The sequence below is a fragment of the Bradyrhizobium sp. AUGA SZCCT0169 genome (assembly GCF_018130085.1).
GTDB lineage: Bacteria > Pseudomonadota > Alphaproteobacteria > Rhizobiales > Xanthobacteraceae > Bradyrhizobium.
In genome coordinates this window covers 262,004-287,330 of record NZ_JAFCMC010000006.1, presented here as the reverse complement: position 1 = coordinate 287,330, position 25,327 = coordinate 262,004, and the positions used below count along the sequence as shown (strand labels likewise).

32 protein-coding genes are annotated in these 25,327 nt (G+C 63.2%); 11 read left to right on the top strand and 21 right to left on the bottom strand.

Features of this window, described 5'->3' with window-relative positions; translation table 11 throughout:
* Positions 1-194 precede the first annotated feature (194 nt).
* Positions 195-1,229, top strand: a complete 1,035-nt coding sequence (locus tag JQ609_RS10695; RefSeq protein WP_212204083.1) for an aspartate-semialdehyde dehydrogenase — start codon at positions 195-197, stop codon at positions 1,227-1,229.
* 108 nt (positions 1,230-1,337) lie between these two features.
* On the opposite strand, the gene JQ609_RS10690 is transcribed toward JQ609_RS10695, so the two are convergent.
* Positions 1,338-1,982 (bottom strand): carbonic anhydrase, encoded by a 645-nt coding sequence (locus JQ609_RS10690; RefSeq protein WP_212273375.1) that lies wholly within the window; start codon positions 1,980-1,982, stop codon positions 1,338-1,340.
* Positions 1,983-2,083: 101 nt separating this feature from the next.
* On the opposite strand from JQ609_RS10690, the gene JQ609_RS10685 reads away from it, so the two are divergent.
* On the top strand, positions 2,084-2,962 hold the full coding sequence (locus JQ609_RS10685; protein ID WP_212273374.1) for a CoA ester lyase: 879 nt from the start codon (positions 2,084-2,086) through the stop codon (positions 2,960-2,962).
* 184 nt (positions 2,963-3,146) lie between these two features.
* Here the strand turns inward: JQ609_RS10685 and JQ609_RS10680 are convergent, their stop codons facing one another.
* The 3 genes from JQ609_RS10680 to JQ609_RS10670 all read right to left on the bottom strand — a co-directional run bounded on the left by JQ609_RS10680 (position 3,147) and on the right by JQ609_RS10670 (position 5,089).
* The gene (locus JQ609_RS10680) at positions 3,147-3,935 is read right to left on the bottom strand and encodes a hypothetical protein (protein ID WP_212273373.1); all 789 of its coding nucleotides are present in this window, start codon (positions 3,933-3,935) and stop codon (positions 3,147-3,149) included.
* 42 nt (positions 3,936-3,977) lie between these two features.
* The gene (gene leuD / locus JQ609_RS10675; protein ID WP_212204088.1) at positions 3,978-4,583 is read right to left on the bottom strand and encodes a 3-isopropylmalate dehydratase small subunit; all 606 of its coding nucleotides are present in this window, start codon (positions 4,581-4,583) and stop codon (positions 3,978-3,980) included.
* Positions 4,584-4,690: 107 nt separating this feature from the next.
* Positions 4,691-5,089, bottom strand: a complete 399-nt coding sequence (locus tag JQ609_RS10670) for a metallopeptidase family protein (RefSeq protein WP_212204090.1) — start codon at positions 5,087-5,089, stop codon at positions 4,691-4,693.
* A gap of 137 nt (positions 5,090-5,226) precedes the next feature.
* Between JQ609_RS10670 and JQ609_RS10665 the strand changes: the two genes are divergently transcribed.
* The 3 genes from JQ609_RS10665 to JQ609_RS10655 all read left to right on the top strand — a co-directional run bounded on the left by JQ609_RS10665 (position 5,227) and on the right by JQ609_RS10655 (position 6,614).
* On the top strand, positions 5,227-5,553 hold the full coding sequence (locus tag JQ609_RS10665; RefSeq protein ID WP_212273372.1) for a hypothetical protein: 327 nt from the start codon (positions 5,227-5,229) through the stop codon (positions 5,551-5,553).
* A 479-nt stretch (positions 5,554-6,032) separates the two neighbouring features.
* The gene (locus JQ609_RS35745) at positions 6,033-6,191 is read left to right on the top strand and encodes a hypothetical protein (RefSeq protein ID WP_212273371.1); all 159 of its coding nucleotides are present in this window, start codon (positions 6,033-6,035) and stop codon (positions 6,189-6,191) included.
* A 108-nt stretch (positions 6,192-6,299) separates the two neighbouring features.
* Positions 6,300-6,614, top strand: coding sequence for a hypothetical protein (locus JQ609_RS10655; protein WP_212273370.1), 315 nt, complete (start codon positions 6,300-6,302; stop codon positions 6,612-6,614).
* 71 nt (positions 6,615-6,685) lie between these two features.
* Here JQ609_RS10655 and JQ609_RS10650 read toward each other — a convergent pair whose 3' ends face one another.
* From JQ609_RS10650 to ffh, 10 genes are all read right to left on the bottom strand, one after another.
* Positions 6,686-8,383, bottom strand: a complete 1,698-nt coding sequence (locus JQ609_RS10650) for a methyl-accepting chemotaxis protein (RefSeq protein WP_212273369.1) — start codon at positions 8,381-8,383, stop codon at positions 6,686-6,688.
* 237 nt (positions 8,384-8,620) lie between these two features.
* A complete protein-coding gene (locus JQ609_RS10645) occupies positions 8,621-8,911 on the bottom strand; it encodes a DUF1330 domain-containing protein (RefSeq protein WP_212273402.1) in 291 nt (96 codons plus the stop codon).
* A gap of 117 nt (positions 8,912-9,028) precedes the next feature.
* A complete protein-coding gene (locus JQ609_RS10640) occupies positions 9,029-9,238 on the bottom strand; it encodes a hypothetical protein (protein WP_192739332.1) in 210 nt (69 codons plus the stop codon).
* Positions 9,239-9,340: 102 nt separating this feature from the next.
* A complete protein-coding gene (leuC, locus tag JQ609_RS10635) occupies positions 9,341-10,747 on the bottom strand; it encodes a 3-isopropylmalate dehydratase large subunit (protein WP_212204098.1) in 1,407 nt (468 codons plus the stop codon).
* A gap of 77 nt (positions 10,748-10,824) precedes the next feature.
* Positions 10,825-10,959, bottom strand: coding sequence for a hypothetical protein (locus tag JQ609_RS35515; RefSeq protein ID WP_283813707.1), 135 nt, complete (start codon positions 10,957-10,959; stop codon positions 10,825-10,827).
* Between the two features lie 139 nt (positions 10,960-11,098).
* On the bottom strand, positions 11,099-11,479 hold the full coding sequence (gene rplS, locus JQ609_RS10630; protein ID WP_192739330.1) for a 50S ribosomal protein L19: 381 nt from the start codon (positions 11,477-11,479) through the stop codon (positions 11,099-11,101).
* A gap of 114 nt (positions 11,480-11,593) precedes the next feature.
* Positions 11,594-12,340, bottom strand: a complete 747-nt coding sequence (gene trmD, locus JQ609_RS10625) for a tRNA (guanosine(37)-N1)-methyltransferase TrmD (RefSeq protein ID WP_212273368.1) — start codon at positions 12,338-12,340, stop codon at positions 11,594-11,596.
* A 10-nt stretch (positions 12,341-12,350) separates the two neighbouring features.
* The gene (rimM, locus tag JQ609_RS10620) at positions 12,351-12,875 is read right to left on the bottom strand and encodes a ribosome maturation factor RimM (protein ID WP_212204104.1); all 525 of its coding nucleotides are present in this window, start codon (positions 12,873-12,875) and stop codon (positions 12,351-12,353) included.
* 19 nt (positions 12,876-12,894) lie between these two features.
* A complete protein-coding gene (gene rpsP, locus JQ609_RS10615) occupies positions 12,895-13,227 on the bottom strand; it encodes a 30S ribosomal protein S16 (protein ID WP_212204106.1) in 333 nt (110 codons plus the stop codon).
* Positions 13,228-13,277: 50 nt separating this feature from the next.
* Positions 13,278-14,825 carry a signal recognition particle protein gene (gene ffh / locus JQ609_RS10610; protein ID WP_192739326.1) on the bottom strand — a complete coding sequence of 516 codons (1,548 nt, stop codon included), beginning with the start codon at positions 14,823-14,825 and terminating at the stop codon, positions 13,278-13,280.
* 345 nt (positions 14,826-15,170) lie between these two features.
* Between ffh and JQ609_RS10605 the strand changes: the two genes are divergently transcribed.
* Entirely contained in the window at positions 15,171-16,235 is a 1,065-nt protein-coding gene (locus JQ609_RS10605) for an MBL fold metallo-hydrolase (RefSeq protein WP_212273367.1), read from the top strand.
* A 166-nt stretch (positions 16,236-16,401) separates the two neighbouring features.
* Here JQ609_RS10605 and JQ609_RS10600 read toward each other — a convergent pair whose 3' ends face one another.
* Both JQ609_RS10600 and JQ609_RS10595 read right to left on the bottom strand, forming a co-directional pair.
* Positions 16,402-17,103, bottom strand: coding sequence for an SIMPL domain-containing protein (locus tag JQ609_RS10600; protein WP_212273366.1), 702 nt, complete (start codon positions 17,101-17,103; stop codon positions 16,402-16,404).
* Positions 17,104-17,108: 5 nt separating this feature from the next.
* A complete protein-coding gene (locus tag JQ609_RS10595) occupies positions 17,109-17,873 on the bottom strand; it encodes a GyrI-like domain-containing protein (protein ID WP_212273365.1) in 765 nt (254 codons plus the stop codon).
* 180 nt (positions 17,874-18,053) lie between these two features.
* Here JQ609_RS10595 and dapF point away from each other — a divergent pair, with 180 nt between their 5' ends.
* The 3 genes from dapF to JQ609_RS10580 are packed head-to-tail and all read left to right on the top strand — an operon-like array spanning position 18,054 to position 20,746.
* Entirely contained in the window at positions 18,054-18,926 is an 873-nt protein-coding gene (dapF, locus tag JQ609_RS10590; protein ID WP_212204114.1) for a diaminopimelate epimerase, read from the top strand.
* On the top strand, positions 18,923-20,191 hold the full coding sequence (gene mtaB, locus JQ609_RS10585; RefSeq protein WP_212273364.1) for a tRNA (N(6)-L-threonylcarbamoyladenosine(37)-C(2))-methylthiotransferase MtaB: 1,269 nt from the start codon (positions 18,923-18,925) through the stop codon (positions 20,189-20,191). Before dapF ends, mtaB begins: the two co-directional genes overlap by 4 nt.
* 6 nt (positions 20,192-20,197) lie before the next feature.
* Complete coding sequence (locus JQ609_RS10580; RefSeq protein WP_212273363.1) at positions 20,198-20,746, top strand: 2'-5' RNA ligase family protein; 549 nt, start codon at positions 20,198-20,200, stop codon at positions 20,744-20,746.
* On the opposite strand, the gene JQ609_RS10575 is transcribed toward JQ609_RS10580, so the two are convergent.
* Complete coding sequence (locus JQ609_RS10575) at positions 20,718-21,461, bottom strand: RluA family pseudouridine synthase (RefSeq protein ID WP_212273362.1); 744 nt, start codon at positions 21,459-21,461, stop codon at positions 20,718-20,720. The genes JQ609_RS10580 and JQ609_RS10575 overlap by 29 nt on opposite strands.
* 28 nt (positions 21,462-21,489) lie before the next feature.
* On the opposite strand from JQ609_RS10575, the gene ftsY reads away from it, so the two are divergent.
* Together ftsY and JQ609_RS10565 are read left to right on the top strand one after the other, a co-directional pair.
* The gene (gene ftsY / locus JQ609_RS10570; protein ID WP_212273361.1) at positions 21,490-22,437 is read left to right on the top strand and encodes a signal recognition particle-docking protein FtsY; all 948 of its coding nucleotides are present in this window, start codon (positions 21,490-21,492) and stop codon (positions 22,435-22,437) included.
* Position 22,438: 1 nt separating this feature from the next.
* Entirely contained in the window at positions 22,439-23,041 is a 603-nt protein-coding gene (locus tag JQ609_RS10565) for a septation protein A (protein WP_212204125.1), read from the top strand.
* Positions 23,042-23,194: 153 nt separating this feature from the next.
* Here JQ609_RS10565 and JQ609_RS10560 read toward each other — a convergent pair whose 3' ends face one another.
* The 4 genes from JQ609_RS10560 to JQ609_RS10545 form a co-directional block, all read right to left on the bottom strand.
* Positions 23,195-23,554, bottom strand: a complete 360-nt coding sequence (locus JQ609_RS10560; protein ID WP_212273360.1) for a helix-hairpin-helix domain-containing protein — start codon at positions 23,552-23,554, stop codon at positions 23,195-23,197.
* Between the two features lie 247 nt (positions 23,555-23,801).
* A complete protein-coding gene (locus tag JQ609_RS10555) occupies positions 23,802-24,398 on the bottom strand; it encodes a DsbE family thiol:disulfide interchange protein (protein ID WP_212204128.1) in 597 nt (198 codons plus the stop codon).
* The gene (ccmD, locus tag JQ609_RS10550; RefSeq protein ID WP_192739315.1) at positions 24,395-24,574 is read right to left on the bottom strand and encodes a heme exporter protein CcmD; all 180 of its coding nucleotides are present in this window, start codon (positions 24,572-24,574) and stop codon (positions 24,395-24,397) included. The genes JQ609_RS10555 and ccmD overlap by 4 nt, the downstream gene beginning before the upstream one ends.
* Positions 24,574-25,305 (bottom strand): heme ABC transporter permease, encoded by a 732-nt coding sequence (locus JQ609_RS10545; RefSeq protein WP_283813708.1) that lies wholly within the window; start codon positions 25,303-25,305, stop codon positions 24,574-24,576. Before JQ609_RS10545 ends, ccmD begins: the two co-directional genes overlap by 1 nt.
* Positions 25,306-25,327: the final 22 nt, after the last annotated feature.

Below are 25,327 nucleotides of genomic sequence, written 5' to 3'. Positions count from 1 at the left end.
GAATTCTCGTCGTATAATGGGACTTGCAATGGGACCTGGCCGGTTCGGCCGAAAAGGACTGCATCAAACGCCCAAACGCTACTGTCAAACGTCCTTGCAAACGTTGTCTTGAGGGTGTTTCTCGCATAGAAGCGCTGCCTTCTCCCTTTCCGCCGCGGGCGGGGGGGACGGCATTTTTCGTCGGAGAGTGAACGATGGGTTACAAAGTCGCGCTGGTCGGAGCGACCGGCAATGTCGGGCGGGAAATGCTCAACATTCTCGACGAGCGCAAATTCCCCGCGGACGAGGTGGTGGCGCTGGCGTCACGGCGCAGCGTTGGCGTGGAAGTTTCGTATGGCGACCGCACCCTGAAGTGCAAAGCCCTCGAGCACTACGATTTCTCCGATATCGACATCTGCCTGATGTCGGCAGGCGGCGCGGTGTCGAAGGAATGGTCGCCCAAGATCGGCGCCGCCGGCGCCGTCGTGATCGACAATTCGTCGGCATGGCGGATGGACCCGGACGTGCCGCTGATCGTGCCCGAAGTGAACGCCGACGCCGTGACCGGCTTCACCAAGAAGAACATCATCGCCAATCCGAACTGCTCGACCGCCCAGCTCGTGGTGGCGCTGAAGCCGCTGCACGACAAGGCCACCATCAAGCGCGTCGTGGTCGCGACCTATCAGTCGGTGTCGGGCGCCGGCAAGGATGCGATGGACGAATTGTTTTCGCAGACCAAGGCCGTCTACACCAACAGCGAACTGATCAACAAGAAATTCCCCAAGCGTATCGCCTTCAACGTCATCCCCGAGATCGACGTGTTCATGGAGGACGGCTACACCAAGGAAGAGTGGAAGATGATGATGGAGACCAAGAAGATTCTTGATCCCAAAATCAGGCTGACCGCGACTTGCGTGCGCGTGCCTGTCTTCGTCGGCCATTCGGAAGCCGTCAATATCGAATTCGAGAATCCGATCACCGCCGATGAAGCCCGCAACATCCTGCGCAACGCGCCGGGTTGCCTCGTGATCGACAAGCAGGAGCCCGGCGGCTACGTCACGCCGTATGAGGCGGCAGGCGAGGACGCCACCTATATCAGCCGCATCCGCGAGGACGCGACGATCGAGAACGGCCTGTCGCTGTGGTGCGTCTCTGACAATCTGCGCAAGGGTGCGGCGCTGAACGCGGTGCAGATCGCCGAATGCCTGATCAATCGCAAGCTGATCACCGCGAAGAAGAAAGCGGCGTAGAAGGCAGTAGCTAAAATTCGTAGGATGGGCAAAGGCGCCCTTGCGCCGTGCCCACCATTCTGCGCGACGTAAGGTGGTGGGCACGCTTCGCTTTGCCCACCCTTGCAGCTACGCCACTTCTCCAACACCGCGGAATTCCTTCGCGGTCGGATCGAGCACGAACAGCGAGCCCTCGGCGACGCCGAAATAGGCGCCGTGCAGTTCCATCTCGCCGCGCTCGACGCGCGAGCGCACGAACGGGAACGTCATCAGGTTTTCCAGGGAGCGGAAGATCGCGGCTTTCTCGATCCTGACGGTGAAATCCTGCATCGTTTCGCGCTCGCGCTGTTCGACGATTTCGCCCGGCTTGATGAACATAGCCATCCAGCGCCCGATGAAATCGCCCGGCGACAACGGATCGATCTTGTCGATGAAGGCCTTGATGCCGCCGCACTGGGCGTGGCCGAGCACCACGATATGCTTGATGCGGAGCACGTTAACCGCATATTCGAGCGCCGCGGATACGCCGTGGGCGCCGCCGTCAGGCTGATAGACCGGTACCAGATTGGCGACGTTGCGGACCACGAACAGTTCACCCGGGCCGGCGTCGAAAATGACCTCCGGGGAGACGCGGGAATCGCAGCAGCCGATCACCATGACAGCGGGTGACTGGCCGCGTTCGGACAGTTCCCGGTAGCGTGACTGTTCCGTAGGCAGTCGCTGCGAGGTGAAGGTCCGGTAGCCGTCGAGCAGATGTTGCGGAAATGCGGTCATGGCCCTTGCCTAACCATAGACCGATGACAGGAACAAGGCTTTCGGGCGGCCGTTTGAAATGATATCGCGTGGGGTTCAATAACACCTCAGGAAACCAGCCCATGATCCGTCCGCGCCGCAGCCTGTTGTTCATGCCCGGATCGAACGCGCGGGCGCTGGAAAAGGCGCGCAACCTTGCCGCCGACGGTATCATCCTCGACCTTGAGGATTCGGTGGCGCCGGACGCCAAGGCGCTGGCCCGTGACCAGATCGCCAAGGCGATCGCGGCCGGCGGGTTCGGCAAGCGCGAGGTGCTGATCCGGGTCAACAGCCTAGATACGCCGTGGTGGATCGACGACGTCACGATGGCCGGCAAGGCGCGGCCCGACGGCATCCTGGTTCCCAAGATTTCCAGCGTCGCCGATCTCGGCGCCATCGCCAATCGCCTCAGCGACATCAACGCGGATACCTCGATCCGGGTCTGGGCGATGATCGAGACTTCGCGCGCGGTATTGGATGCGGACAAGCTCGCCGCGGCGTCGAAGGATTCGGAGACGCGGCTCGCGGGCTTCGTGTTCGGGCCGAACGATATTTCGCGCGAAACACGCATCCGGATGCAGCCGGGCCGCGCCGCGATGATCCCGATGATCATCCACTGCATCCTGGCGGCACGCGCGCATGGGCTCGAAATCCTCGATGGCCCCTACAGCGATATCAGCAACGTCGACGGCTTTGCGGTTGAATGCGCGCAGGGGCGCGATCTCGGGTTTGACGGCAAGACGCTGATCCATCCGAGCCATATCGAGGCCTGCAACGCGATCTTCACGCCGCCGACCGAGGAAGTCGCGGAAGCCCGCAAGATCATCGCGGCGTTCCAGCAGCCCGAAAACGCCTCCCGCGGCGCCATCCAGCTCGACGGCCGCATGGTGGAACGGCTGCACGCCGACATGGCCAAGCGCACCATCGCCATTGCGGACGCGATCGCAGCGATGGGGCATTAAGACTAGTCGAGAGCGGCGGTCTCTTCCCTTCTCCCCTTGTGGGAGAAGGTGGCGCGAAGCGCCGGATGAGGGGTTCTCTCCTCACGGTAAGATTTGAATTTGAGGATAGGGACCCCTCATCCGGCGCGCTTCGCGCGCCACCTTCTCCCACAAGGGGAGAAGGAAGAAGATGCGGCGTGCCGGTTTAGGTCCCATACCTCTCCGTCGCCCAGGCGTAGAGACTGCCGGGAATCGGCTGCTGGCCGCCGCGGCCCTTCGGCGAGATATGTAGCCCGATAATCGCAGGATCGGCGAGCAGCGCCGAATAATCTGACGGCTCGAAAAACAATTTCGGTTCCGCATGCACCGCATAAAACGATTGCTTCGGCAATGCGTGCTGCAATTCGTCCGAGCGGCGCGCGAGTGCGGTGAGCGCGGCCGGACCGAAGATCGCGACGCGAATGTCCGAGAGGCGGTTCGATCCGCCGCGCAGTTGCTGCAGCTTGAAGGTCAGGCGATGGCGCAGCGCCAGCCAGTCCGGCGTCAGCTCGTCCTGCTTCATCAGATTTTCGAACGCCGTCACGATCGGATCGCTAGGGGGCAGATACAAAACCGAATTGCCGAGCTGGCGCGGCCGCTCCCAGGCGAAATAGGGTTTTGCAGGATCGATCTCGACCGGCTTCAGCAGCAGGACATCTGCGTCGAGCCACAGGCCGGCCTTCTCCGCCATCAGCCGCATGCGGAAGAAATCGCTGAATTGCAGAATGGTCCAATCGCGCCAGCTGCCGTCCGGTTGCGGCGGGCGAAGCCGCTCGGAAAAGGAATGCGGCAGGATCGCCTCGGCCTCGGCGTTGCCGACGCCGTTGGGCAGGCCGGCAAGCGGATCGAAACTGTAGACGGTGACCTTGTGGCCCGCTGCGACCTGCGATCGCAGGCAGGTCAGCCGCAGTGCATCGAGCGGGCCATGCCAGAAGGTGACGACGTCAGGCCGCATCGGCGTCGCCTCACTATTGTCGAGCGAGGCCGCGACCCGCGATCAGGCCCAGGCGCGCTCTTTTTTGGCCTTGGCCTCGTAGCTGTCGATGGAAGTCTTTTTCTCCATCGTGAGGCCAATGTCGTCCAGACCGTTGAGCAGGCAATGCTTGCGGAACGGGTCGATCTCGAACTTCACGGTGCCGCCGTCGGGGCCGCGGATTTCCTGGGCCGCGAGATCGATGGTCAGCGTCGCGTTGGCGCCGCGCTCGGCGTCGTCGAACAATTTGTCGAGGTCGTCCTGGGTGACGCGGATCGGCAGAATGCCGTTCTTGAAGCAGTTGTTGTAGAAGATGTCGCCGAACGAGGTCGAGATCACGCAGCGGATGCCGAAATCCAGCAGTGCCCACGGCGCGTGCTCGCGGCTCGAGCCGCAGCCGAAATTGTCACCGGCGACCAGCACCTTGGAATTGCGGTAGGCCGGCTTGTTGAGGATGAAATCCGGATTCTCGCTGCCGTCATCCTTGTAGCGCTGTTCGGAGAACAGGCCCTTGCCAAGGCCGGTACGCTTGATGGTCTTCAGATACTGCTTCGGAATGATCATGTCGGTGTCGACATTGATGATCTTCAGGGGCGCGGCGACGCCTTCCAGTGTGGTGAACTTGTCCATCGAACGTACTTCCCGGCTGAATGAGGGATAGGGACGCTGATTTATCGCGAAATCGCCCCCGGCAAAAGGCCAATTTGCGCAATCCTACCCCGCTCTTAGGCTCCTCCTTAAGTTTCCTGGGCCTCAATCGCCTCCATATCGGCGTCCGACAGGCCGAAATGGTGGCCGATTTCGTGGATCAGGACGTGGCGGACGATGTGGCCCAGCGTTTCCTCATGCTCCGCCCAATAGTCCAGGATCGGTCGCCGGTAGAGCCAGATCATGTTGGGCAGGCGGGCGACGTCGTTGTTGCTTTGCTGCGGCAGGCCGACGCCCTGGAACAGGCCGAGCAGGTCGAACTCGCTTTGCGCCTGCATCTCGTCGAGGATCTCGTCGGTCGGGAAATCGTCGACGCGGATGATGACGCCCTCGCACAGGGTTCGAAAGCCCTTTGGCAGGCGCTCGAAAACCTCATGCGCCATGGCTTCCATTTCGGCGAGCGACGGTGCTTTTGCTTCCTTCCACATCGCACCTGTTTAGCGCGTGTTGCTCCAGCGCGCCTACTCATTTTGCGTGCCTACTGATCTTGAATATCATCGCAAGGTTGACCTTGGCGCGGCAATCGGAGACCGTACGGCCCGATAACAGGCTTTGGGTGGGCGGAATGAAGCGGATTGCGACGGCGGCGGTAGCGGCGATTTTGACCGGATTCTTGTTGCCGGGTGGAGGCGCACAGGCTCAGACGGCACCGTCGGGGGTGCGCACCGCGCAGGCAGCGAAGCCGGCCGCCACCGATGCGTCCGCACAACGCCGGCGGCCGCTCCGCCGCGTGCCGATCTACCGGCAGGACCAGTGGGAACCCGATGTCTATCCGCGTTACAATCCGGGGCCGAATGCGGTGCGCAGCTGCACCGCGACCTATGTGCAGGAATACCGGCCGAGCGGCACCGTCATCACGCCGCGCATGAACTGCTACTGGCGGCCCGGCTAGCGCGCGGCGCGCTAGCGTCCAAATCGATCAGCGTTCCAAATATCTCTGCGCCGGCGGGCCATGAACGAGAATGGCCGTCGCCACGCGCGACCTCGAAGCGTTCATGTTTGAAATCATGACGGGCTCATGAGTGCGGAGTGTCTGCAGCGATGCAACGGCAGTCTGCGCCGGCTTGACGCGCCGCTGAAATCAATCGGAACCGATGTACACGCTCCTTGTTCATCTTCGCGGCGCAGTCATTCAGTTCGCATTCACGTCCTCAGCTTCAAGCTGTGAACTGCGTCGCGGCGTAGCCGCTGCTTGTCGAGCACCGCTCGCCACGAACGTGACATTCCGAGGACCAAGGAGACTACATATGCAGGTGATGAAAGTTCTGGGGCTTGCCGCCTTTGGCGTCATGCTCGTTATAGCCGCTCCGACTGAGCGCGCTAACGCGTTGTCGCTGAGCAACCCCGGTGCTGCCGCCGCCGTCCAGGAGGATGTCAAGCCCGAGACGACAGAGGCGGGATGGCGACATCGCCATCATCGCTGGCATCGTCATCATCATCATCGCTGGCACCGTCATCATCACCATCGTCGGCATCACCATCATCACCATTATCGCCGCTGGTGATCGCGAGTTTGCGGATTTGAAGTGAGCAGGTCCGTTCATCGCGGGCCTGTTTTCACTTCAAGTTTACTGCCATGAAACGGGCGCCATTGCTGCCTGTTATTTGATGATCCTGAATCAGAGGAGGTAGATCGTCATGAAGATGTTGATCGGAGCAGCTGCTGTCGCTGGCGCTCTGGTGTTTGCCGGCCCGGCGGTGGTCAATTCGGCGGCCGCGGCATCGCCGCAAATGAAGCAACAAACCGCCGGCACGTCAGGTGCGACCGACTTCAGCGCGCAACGCTATTATCGGCGCCACTATGGTTACGGCTATTATCGACCGTATTACCGCTCATACTATCGCCCGTATTACGGACCCCGCTACTACGCGCGGCCCTCTTACTACCGGCCATATCCCTATTACGCACCGGCGCCGTTCACATTCGGCTTCGGGTTCGGGCCGTATTGGTAACGGGCGCGGCCATCGCGCTCAGGAGACGAGCGCGATGGCGTTGATCCCGTTTTCGCGGAGCGAGAAGCGGATCAGGCGGCGCGAATGAGGTCGAGAAACGTGTTGACGTCGGCGCGCAGCTTCTCCGACTGATGGCTGAGGTCGTCGGCCGCCGTCAGCACTTCCGACGCCGCGGCGCCGGTCTCGTTGGCGGCGTCATTGACGCTGCCGACGTTCGAAGATACCTCGGTCGTCCCCTTCGAAACTTCCTGGATGTTCTGCGCAATGTCGCGGGTCGCAGCGCTCTGCTGCTCGACCGCGGCAGCGATCGCCGTGGCGATTTCGTTCATCTGGGCGATCGTCGTCCCGATCGTCTTGATGGCCGTCACGGCGTTGCCGGTCTCCTGCTGGATCGCGGCGATCTGGGCTGAAATATCCTCCGTCGCCTTGGCGGTCTGGGTGGCAAGCGCCTTCACCTCGGTGGCGACAACGGCAAAGCCCTTGCCGGACTCGCCAGCGCGCGCCGCTTCGATCGTGGCGTTGAGCGCCAGCAGGTTGGTCTGCGACGCGATGTTCTGGATCAGCGAGATGACTTCGCCGATCTTCAGTGCCGCTTCGGCCAGGCCCTCGACGGTCTTGTTGGTGCGGTCGGTCTCGGCGACCGCAAGGTTGGCGGTCTGGGACGCCTGCGCCACCTGGCGCGAGATTTCGCTGATCGAGGCATGCAGTTCCTCGGTCGCCACGGCAACCGTCTGCACGTTCGCGGAGGCGACGTCGGAGGCGTTGGCGACGGCGGTGGCCTGCCGGCTGGTTTCCTCCGCCGTTGCCGTCATGCTGCCGGCGGTGGCGTGCATCTCGGCCGACGCCGCGGTCAGCGTTTGCAGGGCTTCCGAGATCTGGACGTCGAAGGTCGCGATGTAACCTTCGATGGCGCGCTGACGGGCTTCCTTGCGGACCTGCTCCTCGCGCTGTTCGGCTTCGAGGCGTCGCGCCGTCATCGCATTTTCCTTGAAGACGGTGAGCGACTTGGCGAGACCGCCAACCTCGTCGGTGCGGCCGGCACCGACGATCGAAATATCGAGATCGCCCCCGGCAAGCTTGGTCATTTCAAGCGTCATGCGCCGCAATGGTTGGGCGATCTGGCCGAACGCGATCCAGCCGAGGATGGCAAAGGCCAGCAGCAGGCCGACAATCGCCCCGACCACCAGCAAGAGACGGGTGTAATCGGCGCTGGCGACGCTCGCGTCGCGCGCGGCGCGCATGGCGTCCGTATTGATGGTGATGAGTTGCCCCACTGCCGAGATCGCGGTCTGGCGATGCTTGGCCGCGACATTGCGCGAATAGGCGAAGGCTTCTTCCATCTTGCCCGCGGCCGCCAGTTCGAACACCTTGGCGCTGGCGACCCGGCGGTCCTTGACCGCGGTTCGCATTGTGTCGATCAGTTGGCGCTGCTCGGGAGCAGTGGTGACGGTCGCCAGACGATCGATTGCTGCCAGCGTGGCATCGGTGGCCTTGCCATAGGACTCGACGTTCTGGCTGATCGCCTTGGCGTCGGTGCCGGAGAGGATGACGTTCTTCTCGCTCACCGCGGCGCTGTTGAAATGGCTTTCGGCCTGCAGGCTGTATTGCACCCGCATCGCGTTGCCGTCGACCAGGCTCGCCGCCGTCGCGGACAGGTTGCTCAGCGCTATCGAGGCCTGGACGACGATCCCGACTGCCACAAGGGCGACGATCGCGGCAGGCACCGCGATCTTGGCAATAATGGGCAGGTTCTGAAATCTGGCGATCATTTTCTCGAGTCTCGCTTGAGGAAAATTTGCGCTGCCGAACCGTTGCGGCGGCCCCGGGGACCGCCCGTGGCACGGCGCCGCGTCGGATCAAGCCCTCAGCACGAGGGGATCCTAAAGGCAGCTATCGATTTTCTGATTGGTTAAGGAGGAGTTTACCAGCCGGCCCTTAGCAAAGTGTTGACGCTGTCAGTAACGGGCTCCTTGAACGCGGTCCTGGCAAAACCCGGCGACCCAGCCCTACCCCAAACCCTTGGCCAGCAAGACGATGCCGTCCGCACCGGCTTTGCGGTCCCTGGATATTTCCAGATACTCCGGCGAGTCTGCAAAGGCCCGGAACGCGGCCTCGTCGGGAAACGACATCAGTACCAGCTTGTCGCGATCCCACACGCCCTCCAGCACGGCCGGCCCTTCATCCGCCGACAACAGCCGGCCCTGGAATTTTTTGAACACGTCGAAGAAGCGCGCCTGATAGCGGTCATAGGCGGGGCGGTCGGTCATCTTCAATTGCACGATCACATAGACGGTCAAATCCAATCCCTCTCGCGAGCGAGTTCAACATTACCAATGCTGGCAAATCTAAGCTGAAACAAAACAGGCGCCCGCTGGGGCGCCTGTTTTTTGCATGCGGTGATGAGCGCGACGGGCTCAGTCCCAGTCCTTGCCCTTCCAGGGCTTGATCTTCCATGGCGTTAGCGCTTCCAGCCGCCATTCCCGCCAATGCTCGGGTGGCCAGTTACTGAGGCGCCTTGTATCCTTTGGCGTGGCGGGAACGAGATCGACGATACGCGAGACGTTGCGCCGGCTCTGGCGCGTCGCCTCGCTGATCATATCGACATATTCTGGTTTATCGGCCACGTCAGGCTCCTCGCGATGAGTTCATTCCCGCTGAGGAACCAGTCTGAGCCCTGCGCCTTAACGAGGCGTTGCCGGAACGCCTCGATGTTGAGGCAACCAGCGTTACCGCCAGTCCCTGATATCGACAAAATGCCCGGCGATCGCCGCCGCGGCCGCCATGGCCGGCGACACCAGATGCGTGCGGCCCTTGAAGCCCTGCCGGCCCTCGAAATTGCGGTTCGAGGTCGAGGCGCAGCGCTCTTCCGGCGACAGCTTGTCGGGGTTCATGGCGAGACACATCGAACAGCCCGGCTCGCGCCATTCGAAGCCGGCCTTGATGAAGATCTTGTCGAGGCCTTCGGCTTCCGCCTGCTCCTTCACGATGCCCGAGCCCGGCACGATCATCGCGCTGACGTGACCGTTGACGGTCTTGCCTTCGGCGACCTTCGCCGCCGCGCGCAAATCCTCGATGCGGCCGTTGGTGCAGGAGCCGATGAACACGCGGTCGAGCTTGATGTCGGTGATCTTGGTTCCCGCGGTCAGGCCCATGTATTTCAACGCGCGATGCTTTGAGAGCCGCTTGGCTTCATCGGCGATCTGGTCGGGGTCCGGCACCATGCCCGTGATCGACACCACGTCCTCAGGCGAGGTGCCCCAGGTCACGATCGGCGGCAATTTGGCCGCATCCAGCCGGATCTCGTGGTCGAAATGCGCGCCGTCGTCGGAGCGAAGGGTTTCCCAGTAACGCATCGCGGCGTCCCACGCCTCGCCCTTCGGCGACATCGGACGGCCCTTGAGGAATTCGAACGCCTTTTCATCCGGCGCGATCAGGCCGGCGCGGGCGCCGCCTTCGATCGACATGTTGCAGACCGTCATGCGGCCTTCCATCGTCAGCGCGCGGATTGCATCGCCGGCATATTCCAGCACGTAGCCGGTGCCGCCGGCGGTGCCGATCTCGCCGATGATGGCCAGGATGATGTCCTTGCCGGTGACGCCATCGGGCAATTTGCCGTCGACCACTGCGCGCATGTTTTTTGCTTTTTTCTGGATCAGCGTCTGGGTTGCCAGAACATGCTCGACTTCGGAGGTGCCGATGCCGTGCGCCAGCGCACCGAACGCGCCATGGGTGGAGGTGTGGCTGTCACCGCAGACGATGGTGGTGCCGGGCAGCGTAAAGCCCTGCTCGGGGCCGATCACGTGCACGATGCCCTGGCGCTTGTCGAATTCGTTGAAATACGTGATGCCGAATTCCTTGGCGTTATCGGCCATCACCCGCATCTGCTCGATGCTTTCAGGATCGGGATTCGGCTTCGAGCGATCGGTGGTCGGGATGTTGTGGTCGACCACGGCCAGCGTCTTCTCCGGCGCGCGAACCTTGCGGCCGGTCATGCGCAGGCCTTCGAACGCCTGCGGCGAAGTCACCTCGTGCACCAGATGGCGGTCGATATAGAGCAGGCAGGTGCCGTCATCGGCTTCGTGCACCAGATGGTCGTTCCAGATCTTGTCGTACAGCGTGGTGGGTTTTGACATGAGCGTAAGCTCCAAAATGATTCTGTGTGAGCGGTCAGCGCGGTTATCAGCGCAAGCAACGGACAGTCAGCGCGGCATCAAAGGCCGCAGCTAAGCTCAGACGTCGCCGAGGTCGCAAAGCGTCCGAAGAAGCGGCCGGGCAGACGCGAGCGGTCGTCGATCACGAATGGATCGACGCGCTGGCCTGCAAAGCTGGTCTGATCTGGAACCATTTTAAATTTCTAACACAGGGGCCGCGCCCGCGACAATCAATCGATTAGCCGGGTGCCATTACCTAAATATGCATGACCCAACAAAAAAGCGCGGGGCAAAACCCCGCGCTTTTGGTCACATCCCCCTGCAGAAGACGAATTACTCGCCGACGGCGGTCGCGCGCTCGGTCTTCTCGACGATGCGGGCCGACTTGCCGCGCAGTTGGCGCAGGTAATACAGCTTGGCGCGACGCACCTTGCCGCGGCGCACCACCTTGATCGAGTCGATCATCGGCGACATCACGGGGAAGACGCGTTCCACGCCTTCGCCGTAGGAAATCTTGCGAACGGTGAAGCTCTCATTGAGCCCGCCGCCGGAACGGCCGATGCAAACGCCTTCATAGGCCTGCACGCGGGTGCGCTCGCCTTCGACCACCTTGACGTTGACGATCACGGTGTCGCCGGGGCCGAACTCCGGGATCGACTTGGTCGCGGCCAATTTGTCGAATTGCTCTTTTTCGAGCTGTTGAATGATGTTCATTGAAATCTCCATCGGCGGCGCGCCCAGCCAGTCCAGCGCGGGCTGCGCGAACGTCCATCTATCCTGCTGTATGCTGCGGATTTGGCGCCCGTATAAGGCATCAAAGCGCGCTTGTCACCCGTCTGTCGTGCTTTTTGGGCGTTTTTGGCGCGCCTTAATCGCCCACAAATCCGGCCGCCGCGCCCTGGTCAAGGCTTCAGCCTCGGCCTGACGCCAGGCGGCGACCTTGGCGTGGTCGCCTGAAACGAGGATTTCCGGGATGGTCCGGCCCTCGAACTCCTGCGGGCGGGTATATTGAGGGTATTCCAGTAGTCCCTCGGAAAAACTCTCTTCGGTCCCCGAGGCGTGTTTTCCCATCACCCCCGGCAGGAGCCGGACACAGGCGTCGACCAGCACCATGGCGGCGACTTCGCCGCCGGACAGCACGTAATCGCCGATCGAGACCTCCTCGAGCTCCCGTGCCGCAATCACCCGCTCGTCGATGCCCTCGAACCGGCCGCAGACGATCAGCGGCCCGGGACCCGCCGCAAGCTCGGCGACCCGCGACTGGGTCAATGGCCGACCCCGCGGGCTCATCAGGAGCCTTGGTCGATCGTTTGGACCGGACTGGCCGGTATCGGCGGCGTCGATCGCCGCTGCCAGCACGTCGGCGCGCAGCACCATGCCGGGCCCGCCGCCGGCGGGCGTGTCGTCAACGCTGCGGTGGCGGTCGGTGGCCGATGCCCTGATGTCGCGGGCTTCCAGCGCCCACAGCCCGGAAGCCAGCGCCTTGCCCGCCAGACTGACGCCGAGCGGGCCCGGAAACATGTCCGGGAATAGCGTGAGGATGGTGGCGCGCCAGGGACTTTCAGAACAGGTCATTCAAAACCCATCACGTAAGCGTCGGAACGTCGTCGCCTTCAATTTCCTTGGGCAGTTCTATCACGACGCGGCCGCCCGCAAGGTCGACCGTCGGCACCACGGCATTGGTGAACGGCAGCAGCATCGTCGGGCCCTGCGGTGGTGCAATCTCGATGATGTCGCCGGCGCCGAAATTATGGATCGCGGTGACGCGGCCGAGCGGCTCGTTCGCGGCATTCACCGCGGCCAGCCCGATCAGATCGGCATGGTAATATTCGTCGTCGTCGGTCTCAGGCAGCTTGTCGCGCGCGATATAGAGCTCGATGCCGTTGAGGCGTTCGGCGTCCTCGCGGGTGGCGACGCCTTTGAACGTGGCGACCAGATGATCTTTCGCCTCGCGGGCATGCGTCAGCTCGAACTGGCGCGCGCCGTCCTTGGTCGTCAGCGGGCCGTAATCCCTGACGGCCAGCGGGTCTTCGGTAAAGGTCCACAGTTTCACCGCGCCGCGCACGCCATGCGCGGCGCCGATCCGGGCGACACAAATCGGTGTTGCCACCGCCCCGCGCCGCTAACGCTTACGCCTTCGCGGCGGCTTCGGCGTTGGCCTTGCGCTCCTTGCGCGGCACGGCCTTTTCCGGGTTGTTGCGCGCGGCACGCTTCACGACACCGGCGGCATCGAGGAAGCGGGTGACGCGGTCGGAAGGCTGCGCGCCCTTGGCGAGCCAGGACTTGACCTTGTCCATGTCGAGCTTGAGGCGGGCTTCGTTGTCCTTCGGCAGCAGCGGATTGAAATGGCCGAGACGCTCGATGAAGCGGCCGTCGCGGGGAAAGCGCGAGTCGGCGACGACGACGTGATAGACCGGGCGCTTCTTGGTGCCTGCGCGAGCGAGGCGGATAACGACTGACATTGTATTCTCCGTAAGTTTGGTTTGATGTGATGAGAGTGAATTGATCGCGATTATTTCTTCTTGCCGGGGAAGCCGCCGAGGCCCGGCAGCGTCGGCTTGCCGCTGAGGCCCGTAAGCCCCGGCAAATTCGGCAGGCCCTGACGCAAGCCCACCGGAATATCCTTCGGCAGCGCGGGCATACCGCCGGGGCCAGCGCCACCAGGCATTTTCTCCGCCAGCGCCTTCATCTGTTCGGCCGACGGCATGCCGCCGCCGCCAAATCCCATCGCCTGCGCGATGCCGGCCATCGGGCCGCGCTTGCCTGAACCCATCGCCTTCATCATGTCGGCCATGTTCCGGTGCATCTTCAGGAGCTTGTTGACTTCCTCGACCTTGACGCCGGCGCCGGCCGCGATGCGCTTCTTGCGGCTGGCTTTCAGGAGGTCGGGGCTCTTGCGCTCCTGCCGCGTCATCGAATCGATCACCGCGACCTGACGCTTGATGATCTTGTCGTCGATCCCGGCATTGGCGATCTGGTTCTTCATCTTGGCGATGCCGGGCATCATGCCCATCAACCCGCTGATGCCGCCCATATTCGCCATCTGCAGCAATTGCTCGCGCATGTCGGCCAGGTCGAACTGACCCTTGCGCATCTTCTCGGCGACGCGCGCAGCTTTCTCGGCGTCGATATTGGCCGCCGCTTTTTCGACCAGCGACACCACGTCGCCCATGCCGAGGATGCGGCCGGCGATACGGCTGGGATGGAAATCTTCCAGCGCATCGGTCTTTTCACCGGTGCCGATCAGCTTGATCGGTTTTCCCGTGACCGCACGCATCGACAGCGCGGCGCCGCCGCGGCCATCGCCATCCACCCTTGTCAGCACGATGCCGGTCAACCCAACGCGTTGGTCGAACGAGCGCGCAAGATTGACCGCGTCCTGGCCGGTCAGGGAATCCGCGACCAGCAGCACTTCATGCGGGCTGGCGACGGTTTTGATCTCCGCCGCTTCCGACATCATCTCTTCGTCGAGTGTCGTGCGGCCGGCGGTGTCGAGCAGCACGACGTCGTAGCCGCCGAGCTTGGCGGCTTCCAGTGCGCGTTTGGCAATTTGCGCCGGCTTCTGGCCGGCCACGATCGGCAGCGTCGGAATATCGAGATCGCGCCCGAGCACGGCGAGCTGCTCCATCGCCGCGGGGCGATAGATGTCGAGCGAGGCCATCAGCACCTTGCGCTTGTCGCGCTGGGTCATGCGGCGGGCGAGTTTTGCGGTGGTCGTGGTTTTGCCGGAGCCCTGCAGACCGACCATCATGATCGCGACCGGCGGCACCGCATTGAGGTCGATGGTCTGGCCGTCAGCCCCGAGCGTGGCGACCAGTTCGTCATGGACGATCTTGACCACCATCTGGCCGGGTGTGACCGACTTGACGACGGTGGCGCCGATCGCCTGCTCGCGGACGCGGTCGATGAAGCTTCTGACGACGTCGAGCGAGACGTCGGCCTCGAGCAGCGCGCGGCGCACCTCGCGCATCGCGGCATCGACGTCCTTTTCGGACAGCGCACCGCGCCCCGTCAGCCGATCGAGTATCCCACCAAGCTTTTCCGACAGATTGTCGAACAATGCCGTTATCCTCTGTCCTGCCTCAGGACGAATTTCCAAACACGATTACGCCCGAGGGCGCATCGCGCTGTCGGGCGTTGGCCTCCGGTCTCAAGGGCCGGGCGGCGGGTCGAAAAGAACGTCTTTCCGAGAAGTGCGGGGGTTAAACGCCCGGAAGCCATCAAAGTCAAGGGGAAACTAGCCCAAAACGGCCTCGAACGTCGATTTAAGTCATTGAAACAAAACAATTTTATGCCGATTTGCCAGCGCGAAGTTGCGCGTTCTCTCCGCCGCGGGTTCCAACTTGCTCCGCGCACGCCATATAACGCCCCGTGCCCTTCTCTCCCGCTCTATGTGATCGCGCCCGTGCCCATTACCCGCCGCCGTGTTTTTGCAGTCCTCGCCGGTCTCGGCCTGGCCGCCGGTGCGCCGTCTGTCTGGATGTCCCGCATGAAAACCTATGACGGCCCTGCTTCCGATCATTTCGACGGCCTGACCTTCTTCGATCCGGATGGTTCGCCGCCGAAATCATTGGCCGAGGTGCTGCGCTGGCAGTTCCTTGGCAGAGGGGAGCGCGCGAACTGGCCGGATTGGGTGCCGAGCCCGCATACCGACACACCGCCGCACCGCGTCGAAGGCAACAAGGTGCGGCTGTCGTTTGTGGGCCATGCGAGCTGGCTGATCCAGACCGGTGGCCTCAACATTCTCGTCGATCCGGTGTGGTCGATGCGGGCTTCGCCATTCAGCTGGGCTGGGCCGAAGCGGCACAACGATCCCGGCATCGCGTTCGACGCATTGCCGAAGATCGATGTCGTGCTGGTGTCGCACGGCCATTACGACCATCTCGATCTGGCGACGCTGTCGAGGCTCGCGAAAGTGTTTTCGCCGCGCGTGATCACGCCGCTCGGCAATGACGTCACCATGCGCGACGCGGATGACGCGATCAAAGTCGAAGCGTTCGACTGGAAGGATCGCATCGAACTCGGCAACGGCATCGCCGTGACGCTGGTGCCGACGCGGCATTGGTCGGCGCGCGGGCTGTTCGACCGCAACAAGGCGCTGTGGGCGAGCTTCGTGCTGGAGACGCCCGCCGGCAAACTCTACATCGTCTGCGATTCCGGCTACGGCGACGGCAAGCATTTTCGCCGGGTTGCCGAAGCTCATGGCCCGCTGCGGCTGGCGATCCTGCCCATCGGCGCCTATGAGCCGCGCTGGTTCATGCGCGACCAGCACATGAACCCGTCGGACGCCGTGAAGGCGCTGGCCGATTGCGGCGCGCAAACGGCACTGGCGCATCATCACGGCACGTTCCAGCTCACCGACGAGGCGATCGACGCGCCGGTGACGGCATTGGGCGAGGCGCTGGATGAAGCGAAAATTCCGCGCGAGCGGTTTGCGGCGCTGAAACCCGGGCAGGTATTCGAGGTTTAGTCGCCGCGCTAACTATCTCGTCGTCCCGGCCAAGCAAGCGTAGCGAGCGCTGAGCCGGGACCCATAACCACCGACCTGAGTATTGAAAAAGGCAGGAGCTCCAGCTTGCCCTAACCACAGAGCCCTGTGGTTATGGGTCCCGGCTCAAGGCCGGGACGACGATCAGTTATTCCTTCGGCTTGATCGCCCAGGACACGCTCACCGAAACCGATAGCGTCTCTTCGCCTGGCGCCACCGGCGCGGATGCAGCCATGCCGCCGGCGACTTTGCTGCGGAACATCGGGCTGGGCGCGCCCTCCTCGGAGATGCTGATCGGTTCGCCGAGCGTTACGCCGGCAGCCTTGGCGTAGATTTGCGCTTTGCGCCGCGCGTCGGCGATTGCCTGCTCGCGCGCTTCGTCGAGCAGTTTTGAAGCCTGCGTAACCACGAAATTGATGCCGCCGACTTCGTTGGCGCCGGCGCCGACCAATACGTCGATGATGCTGGCGACCTTGGTGACGTCGCGCAGCTTGATGGTAACGCGGTTGCTGGCGCGATAGCCGGAAATCATCGCAGGTCCAGTCCGGTTCGGGTTGGGCGGATATTGCGGCTGCAGCGACAGCCGCGAGGTCTGGTAATCCGTCTCCTCGATCCCGGCGCCTTTCAGCGCCAGCAGCACCTTGCCCATCGCCGCGTTATTCGCCTCCGACGCCTCGCGCGCGGTCTTTGCTTCGGTGGTCACGCCACCATCGATCCGCGCCTGATCCGGCGGCACCGAGACATTGGCTTCGCCGGTCACGGAGATGGCGGGCGGCGGCACCGTTTGCGCCAGCGCGGGCGTGGCCAGCAGCGCGACACCGGCGGCGGCGAGAGCGAGTACCTGTTTCATGTCTTTCACTTCAGCGGCACATAGACGTTGATCACCAGCTTGTCCTCCGCGGTCTTCAAGGGATCGGTGATGTATTCCTCGACGAAGGTGTCTTTTGCTTCAAGTTTCTTGTCGTCGAGGTGATTGGTGATCGCCTCATAGGTGTTGTCCATGTTGTCGTAGGAGCCGCGATGGACAAACTTCAGGGCTTTGCCCTCGGGCGATTTGCCGATGCTCATGTCCTTGGTCAGGTTCTTCGGCTCCTGGTCGACTGGAATTTCGGCAAGGAACGTAAAGCCGCTGTCGTCGGTCGAGGTGTAGACGATCATCGCATTGCCCGCGGCCTTGATGCCCTGCTTGTCGAGCAGCGCGTTCAGCGCCTTGAACGAATCGATCAGCGTGTCGAACGCCGAGTCCCAATTGGCGGTGCCCTTCATGACCACTACTTTCTTGGGCTCCAGCGTGAATTGCTCGCCGAAGGGATCGGCGGTCTGAACGGTCGCGGCAGGGGGCGTGGCCGGCGTCTGGGCGGCCGCGGGTGGCGGCGAGGGAGCAACCGATGGGCTCGCCACCGGTGCGGGGGAGGTTCCCGGTGCCGGGGGCGCGGATGCCGCGGGCGCTTCCGCCGGGGCAGGGGAAGCCGAAGCGGCGGGCACCGGTGCCGCGGAAGGGCTGGCGGACGGAGAGGCGGCAGGCGCCGGCGATTGCGCCAGCGCGGCGCCGCCCCACGCGATTGCCAGCGTCGCGACCAGCGCGGCCATGGCCGAGCGGAAAGGGCTGATACGGTTCATTTTAGGCATTCTCCATCCATCCCCAAGCGGTCGCGGTATGTCCCGTCACGCCCGCAAAGACGCCGCCATCCCTAACACGCAAGCTTCGCCTTCGTCCCATGACAGATGCGTCATGCGCCCCTGCGCACTAGGCAATCGGCCACCATTCGCCATATAAGCAGGCAGAAATTGGGAAATTCCATGAGCGCGCTGGCCAATCAGGCATTCGCCAAGATGAACGGTATCGGCAACGAAATCGTCGTGGTCGATCTGCGCGACAAGCCGGCCAAGGTGACGGCGGAGGAGGCGCGCGCCGTCGCCTCGCCCGCCGGCGTGCCCTATGACCAGTTGATGGTATTGCAGCCGCCGCGGCTGGAGGGTACCGAGGCCTTCATCCGCATCTACAACAATGACGGCTCGGAGGCCGGCGCCTGCGGCAACGGCATGCGCTGCGTGGTGCGGCGGCTGTTCGAGAAGACCGGCCAGACGGCCGTGACCTTCGAGACCCGCTCGGGCCTGCTGAATTGCTGGCAGGGGCCGCAGCCCGATCTCTACACGGTCGACATGGGCGCGCCAAAATTCGGCTGGCAGGAAATTCCGCTCGCCGAAGAGTTTCGCGACACGCGTTACATCGAACTGCAGGTCGGGCCGATCGACGCGCCGATCCTGCATTCGCCGTCGGTCGTCAGCATGGGCAATCCGCACGCGATCTTCTGGGTGGATGACATCAACGCCTACGACCTCGAGCGCTTCGGGCCGCTGTTGGAAAATCACCCCATTTTCCCCGATCGCGCCAACATCACGCTCGCCCATATCGTCGATCGCGATCACATCACGATGCGCACCTGGGAACGCGGCGCCGGGCTGACCCGGGCCTGCGGCTCGGCCGCCTGCGCCACCGCGGTCGCCGCGGCGCGGCTGAAGCGCACCAATCGTGTCGTTGAAATGACGCTGCCGGGCGGCAAGCTCTCGATCGAATGGCGTGAGCGCGACGATCATGTGCTGATGACCGGCACGGCCGATTTCGAATATGAAGGCCGCTTCGATCCGGCGCTGTTCGCCAGCGTCGCATGAGCGTCGACGTCCTTACGTTTGGCTGCCGCCTCAACGCCTTTGAATCCGAAGTGATCCGGCACGAGGCCGAGAATGCCGGCCTTTCCGATACCGTGGTCATCAACAGCTGCGCCGTCACCAACGAGGCAGTCGCGCAAGCGCGGCAATCGATCCGGCGGCTGAAGCGCGAGCGGCCCAATGCGCGCATCGTCGTCACCGGCTGTGCGGCGCAGACCCAGCCTGAAATGTTTGCCGGCATGATTGAAGTCGATCGCGTCGTCGGCAATGACGAGAAGATGCGGAGCGAGGCCTGGCGCAGCGCGCGTGCCGCGTTCGTTACCGGATTTGGCGTCGAGGCCAGCGAGAAGATCGCGGTCGCCGACATCATGGCGGTCACCGAGATGGCTCCGCATTTGCTGGAAGGTTTTCAGAGCGGCCTGCCGCGGGTGTTCGTGCAGGTGCAGAACGGCTGCGACCACCGCTGCACCTTCTGCATCATTCCCTACGGCCGCGGCAATTCGCGCTCGGTGCCGATGGGAGCTGTTGTCGAGCAGGTCCGCGCGCTGGTCGAACGCGGTCATGCCGAGATCGTGCTGACCGGCGTCGATCTCACCAGCTACGGCGCCGATTTGCCGGGCACGCCAAAACTCGGCCAACTGACAAAGCAGATTTTGCGGCATGTGCCGGAACTGAAGCGTTTGCGGATTTCATCGATCGACTCGATCGAAGCTGATCGCGATCTGCTCGGCGTCATTGCGGATGATGAGCGCCTGATGCCGCATCTGCATCTGTCGCTGCAGTCCGGCGACGATCTGATTCTGAAGCGGATGAAGCGACGGCATTCACGCAGCGATGCCATCGAATTCTGCGCGCAGGTGCGGCGGCTGCGGCCGGACATCGCGCTCGGCGCCGATATCATCACGGGCTTTCCGACCGAGACGGAAGAGATGTTCGCGCGTTCGCAGGATCTGGTCGAGGAATGCGGTCTCACCTTCCTGCACGTGTTTCCTTACTCAAAACGCCCGGGCACGCCGGCTTCGCGGATGCCGCAGGTCGCGGGCGAGGCGATCAAGGAACGGGCGAAGCGCTTGCGCGCGACGGGTGAGGCGGCGTTGCGAAAGAGGCTGGCGTCGGAGATCGGCGCGACGCGACAGGTGCTGATCGAGAGCGGCAGGCAGGGGCGGACGGAGCATTTCCTGCCGGTGGCGATTGCGGGGGAAATGCCGGGCGCGGTGCGGGCGCTGACGATGATAGGACATGATGGTGCTCGGATGACGGGACGCTAGGCAAACATGGCTTTTGCTGTGAGCCTGCATTTCAATTCTGAAATGGCGGACGCTATTTCGGCGCGCTGGGCGCGGCTTGCAAATGCGGGCGTATCAAGTTCGATGCCTGATCTCAGGTTCGCGCCGCATGTGACATTGGCCGTTTATGACGATCTGGTGGTAGAGGCGGCGGTCGCTTCGCTTGATCGGATCTTCGGCAATGCCGACCAGATCACCGTCACCTTGACTGATTTCTCGACGTTTGGTGCCGGCAGCGGCGTTTGTTACGCGGCCTTGGCTTCTTCGCTTGACCTGATGCGCTTACATGCGACGATCATTGGTGCCCTCGGCGAAACCTGCAGGCCACATTATCAAACGGGGCGCTGGACACCTCATTGTACCCTGGCGACGGGCATGACGGATGCAGGATTGGAGCGGGCGAAAGGTCTACTTCAATCGGATTGGCGTCCGCTTGCGGGCGTGTTCAAGGCGGCGACGCTGGTCGAGTTCGTGCCGGTTGTTGAACTCAAGCGCTGGACCTTGGCCGCTACTCCCCGTTCCACCCACACGCCCTGAGTCGCTCGCGCATATGCTCCGGCGCCGGCGCCACCACGCGAACCGGTTCCTTGCTCCTTGAAATCGGAATCACGATCTCGCGGGAATGCAGATGCAGGCGCGGCTCGCCGAAGCGGGGGCCGTTGCCGTAGATGTTGTCGCCGACGATCGGCCAGCCCGTGGCCGATGTGTGCACGCGCAATTGATGGGTGCGGCCGGTGACCGGTTCCAGCTCTAACCAGGCGAGGCCATTGCCGCGGCCGCGCACCTTCCAGTTTGTGACGGCTTTTTGACCGTCCGGATCCGGCTTCTGCCACCAGCCACGCTCGACGTTGAGCCGGCCGAGCGCCATGTCGATGGTGCCTTCATCTTCGGCAGGTCCGCCTTCCACGACGGCCCAGTAGGTCTTTCCGATCTTGCCGTGCTTGAACAGCAGCCCGAGCGAGGCCGTGGCCTTGCGATGGCGTCCCAGCACGAGACAGCCGGAGGTATCCTTGTCGAGGCGGTGCGCGAGCACCGGCGGCCGCGGCAGGCCGAATCGCAACCCGTCGAACGAGGTTTCCAGGTTGGCGCCGCCCTTGGGGCCGCGATGCACCGGCAGGCCGCAGGGCTTGTCGATGACCAGCATCAGCCCGTCGCGGTGGAGCACGCGAGCCTGGATTTCTTCCGCGGTCAGGTCGGGGACCTCAGGGGATGCCCCGCCAATATCAATGGATTGGTTGTGGCTTTCGTTCATGGCGCGAAACCGCTAACACACGTCCGACATGAGCGATACCACTCCTGGAACTCCAAAACTGAGCTGGTGGCGGCGGCTTTCGAGCGGCCTGAAGCGAACCTCGAGTTCGATCGGGTCAGCCGTTGCCGACCTCGTCATCAAACGCAAGCTCGACCGCGCCATGCTCGATGATATCGAGGATGTGCTGCTGCGCGCCGATCTCGGCACCGAGGTCGCGGTGCGGATCGCGGACGCCGTCGGCGCCGGCCGCTACGACAAGGCGATCTCGGCGGATGAGGTCAAGGCGGTGGTCGCGACCGAGGTCGAGAAGGTGCTGGCGCCGGTGGCCAAGCCGCTGGTGATCGACGCCGCTCAAAAACCGTTCGTCATTCTCGTGGTTGGCGTCAACGGTTCCGGCAAGACCACCACCATCGGCAAGCTGGCGGCGAAACTGAGCGCCGAGGGCCGCAAGATGATGCTGGCGGCCGGCGACACGTTCCGCGCCGCCGCGATCGAGCAATTGAAGGTCTGGGGCGAGCGGACCAAATCGCCTGTGATCGCGGGCGCGCAGGGGTCTGATTCAGCGGGCCTCGCCTTCAATGCGCTGACCGCAGCGAAAGAACAGAACGTCGACGTGCTGCTGGTCGATACTGCCGGGCGATTGCAGAACAAGGCCGAGCTGATGAAGGAGCTCGAAAAAGTCGTCCGCGTCATCAAGAAGGTCGATGCCTCGGCCCCGCATGCGGTGCTGCTGGTGCTCGACGCCACGGTGGGACAAAATGCGCTGTCGCAGGTCGAGGCTTTTCATCGTACCGCAGGGGTCACCGGCCTTGTGATGACCAAGCTCGACGGCACTGCGCGGGGCGGCATCCTGGTGGCGCTGTCGGAGAAATTCAAACTGCCGGTGCACTTCATCGGTGTCGGCGAAGGCGTCGACGATCTGGCGCCGTTTACCGCGCGGGATTTTGCGAACGCGATTGCAGGAATCGAAAGCTAAGATGGACAAGACCCAGCCGCATCCGCTGTTCAAGCTTGCGACCGAACTCGGTCCGCTGCTCGTGTTTTTTGCCGCCAACGCCAAGTTCGGCCTGTTCGTCGCCACCGGCGCCTTCATGGTGGCGATCATCGCCGCGATGATCGCGTCCTATGTGGTGACCAGGCATGTGCCCATGATGGCGATCGTCACCGCCGTAATCGTCATCGTGTTCGGCACGCTGACCCTGGTGCTGCATGATGAGACCTTCATCAAGATGAAGCCGACCATCATCTACGGCCTGTTCGCCGCGATCCTCGGCGGTGGCCTTCTGTTCGGCCGTTCCTTCATCGCCGTCATGTTCGATCAGGTGTTCAATCTGACGCCGCAGGGCTGGCGCATCCTCACCATGCGCTGGACGCTGTTCTTTTTCGCAATGGCGCTTCTGAACGAATTCATCTGGCGCACCCAGTCGACCGACTTCTGGGTCGGCTTCAAGGTGTTCGGCGTGATTCCGCTGACGATGATCTTTGCGATCGCCCAGATGCCGCTGACCAAGCGCTACCATCTGGAGCCGGCCTCGCTGGAAGCCAGCGAAGCGGACGCGGGAGATGTGAGGAAGGGGTGAGAGTTAGTGTCCTGGACGCGGTGCAGCGTTCTTTACGATGCACCGCAGAGCCGGGACCCATCTATCCGTTTGAGCCGATCTATCCGTTAGAGTGGGCCCCGGCTCTGCAGCGCACCGCAGGAGCGCTGCGCTGCGTCCGGGGCACGATAACAATCAGCTCTTCTGCTTGGCGATCACCTGGTCCTTGATCTTGTCGTAGGTCGCCTGCGGGACGATGTTCTTGTGCACCAGATCGTCCTTGCCCTTGTAGGGACGGCCGGCGACGATCTTGGCGGAATAGGCCTTGCCGATCCCCGGCAGCGCTTCGAGCTGGTCGACGGTCGCCGAATTGATGTCGAGCAGTTCGGCCTTCGGGGCCGGCGCCATCTTCGACTCCTGGGCCTTCGGCGCGGGAGCCATCTTGCTGTCGGATTTGGTCGCGGGCTGCGCGGTCTGGGCCATCAACGGGGTTGCCGTCATCAGGCCAACCGTGAGCGCAGTTGCGAGAAGAGAAGCGAGCGTGAAATGACGCATAGAAGTGTCCCTCCAAGGACGGTTTAAGTAACGCCATCAAGCTAGCTTCGAATTCGTGGCGGCGCCATGGCCGGCAAATGAACGGCAGATAAAAGCTGGAAATTATTTATCCCTTGTCATTTCCCGATGCGCAATTGCGCATCTGAGGGCGAGCGAAGCGAGAGCCCGGAATCCATCAGATCGCAAGTCGCGTCGACAAATGGATTCCGGGCTCGCGCCAAGGCGCGCCCCGGAATGACGGCCGGAGCTAACTCCCCGCTCGCAACGCCTTCTCGATCTCGGCCTTCAGCACGGTATCGACATTGGCTGGCGTGATCGGCCCGACCAGTTTGTAGACGATGGTGCCTTCGCGGCCGACCACGAAGGTTTCAGGCACGCCATAGACGCCCCATTCGATCGAGCCGCGGCCATTGCTGTCGGCGCCGACCATGCTGAACGGGTTGCCGTAGCGGCCGAGGAAGCGGCGGGCGTTGTCGGGCGAATCCTTGTAGTTGATGCCGACGATCTGCAGCCGCTTGTCCTTGGCCAGAGCGGTGAGCAACGGCATCTCGTCATGGCATGGTACGCACCAGGACGCCCAGACGTTGACGACGCTGACCTTGCCCTTGAAGGCCGCCGGGTCGAGCCCGGGAACGGCGATGCCGTTGTCGACCAGGCCTGCCAGCGCCGGCAGCGCGGTCTGCGGCGCCGGGCGGCCGATCAAAGCGGATGGAATTTTCGAAGGATCGCCGCCGTGCAGCCGCAGCAGGAACAGCCCGGCGACCGCCATGAAGCCGATCAGCGGCAGCGTCACCAGCCAGCGCCGGCTTTGCCGCGGTGCGTCAGATGCCGCCGGCCCGCTCATCTGATATCCGCCGCACTGCGGCCGGAGCGCCTGGTGATGCCGCTGGCCTCGAGCTCGCGCAGGCGCGCCTTCTGGCGGCGAAAATCGATGGCGATCCAGGCAATCAGGATCGCGACCACCGCGGCGACCAGCGCATAGGACGTCACGATGAAGGAGGCATAGGGACCGAGCGCCATCACGCGGCCTGTTGGCTGGCTTGCATGATCTGCAAGCTGCGCACGCGGCGGCGCAGGATCTCGTTGCGCATCGCCGCCAGATGCAGCGTGACGAACAGCAGCGAAAATCCAACCGCCATCACCAGCAACGGAATCAGGAAGGCGCGGTCGAGCGTGGAGCCTCCCATGCGAAGCACCGAGGCCGGCTGATGCAGCGTGTTCCACCAGTCGACCGAGAATTTGATGATCGGCAAATTGAGCGCGCCGACCAGTGTGAGGATCGCCGCCGCCCGCGCCGCCCGCGACGGATCGTCCACCGCGCGCCACAGCGCGATCAGGCCGAGATACATCAGGAACAGGATCAGCACCGAGGTGAGCCGCGCATCCCATTGCCAATAGGTGCCCCACATCGGCCGGCCCCATAGCGAGCCCGTGACCAGCGCGAGAAATGTGAAGGCGGCGCCGATCGGGGCGGCGGCTTTCGCAGCGACGTCGGCGAGCGGATGCCGCCACACCAGCGTGCCCAGCGCCGCAAGGCTCATGACGCCCCACACGAACATCGACAGCCAGGCGTTGGGCACGTGGATGAACATGATTTTGACGGTGGCGCCCTGCTGATAATCGTCGGGTGCCATTGCTGCCTGGTACAAGCCGATGAGCAGCAGGATCGCGGTCGCGCCCGCCAGCCACGGCAATATGCGCCCCGTCAGCGACAGGAATTTGGTGGGGTTGGCGAGGTCGATCAGCGTCATGGGCATCCTGATAATCGTCGGC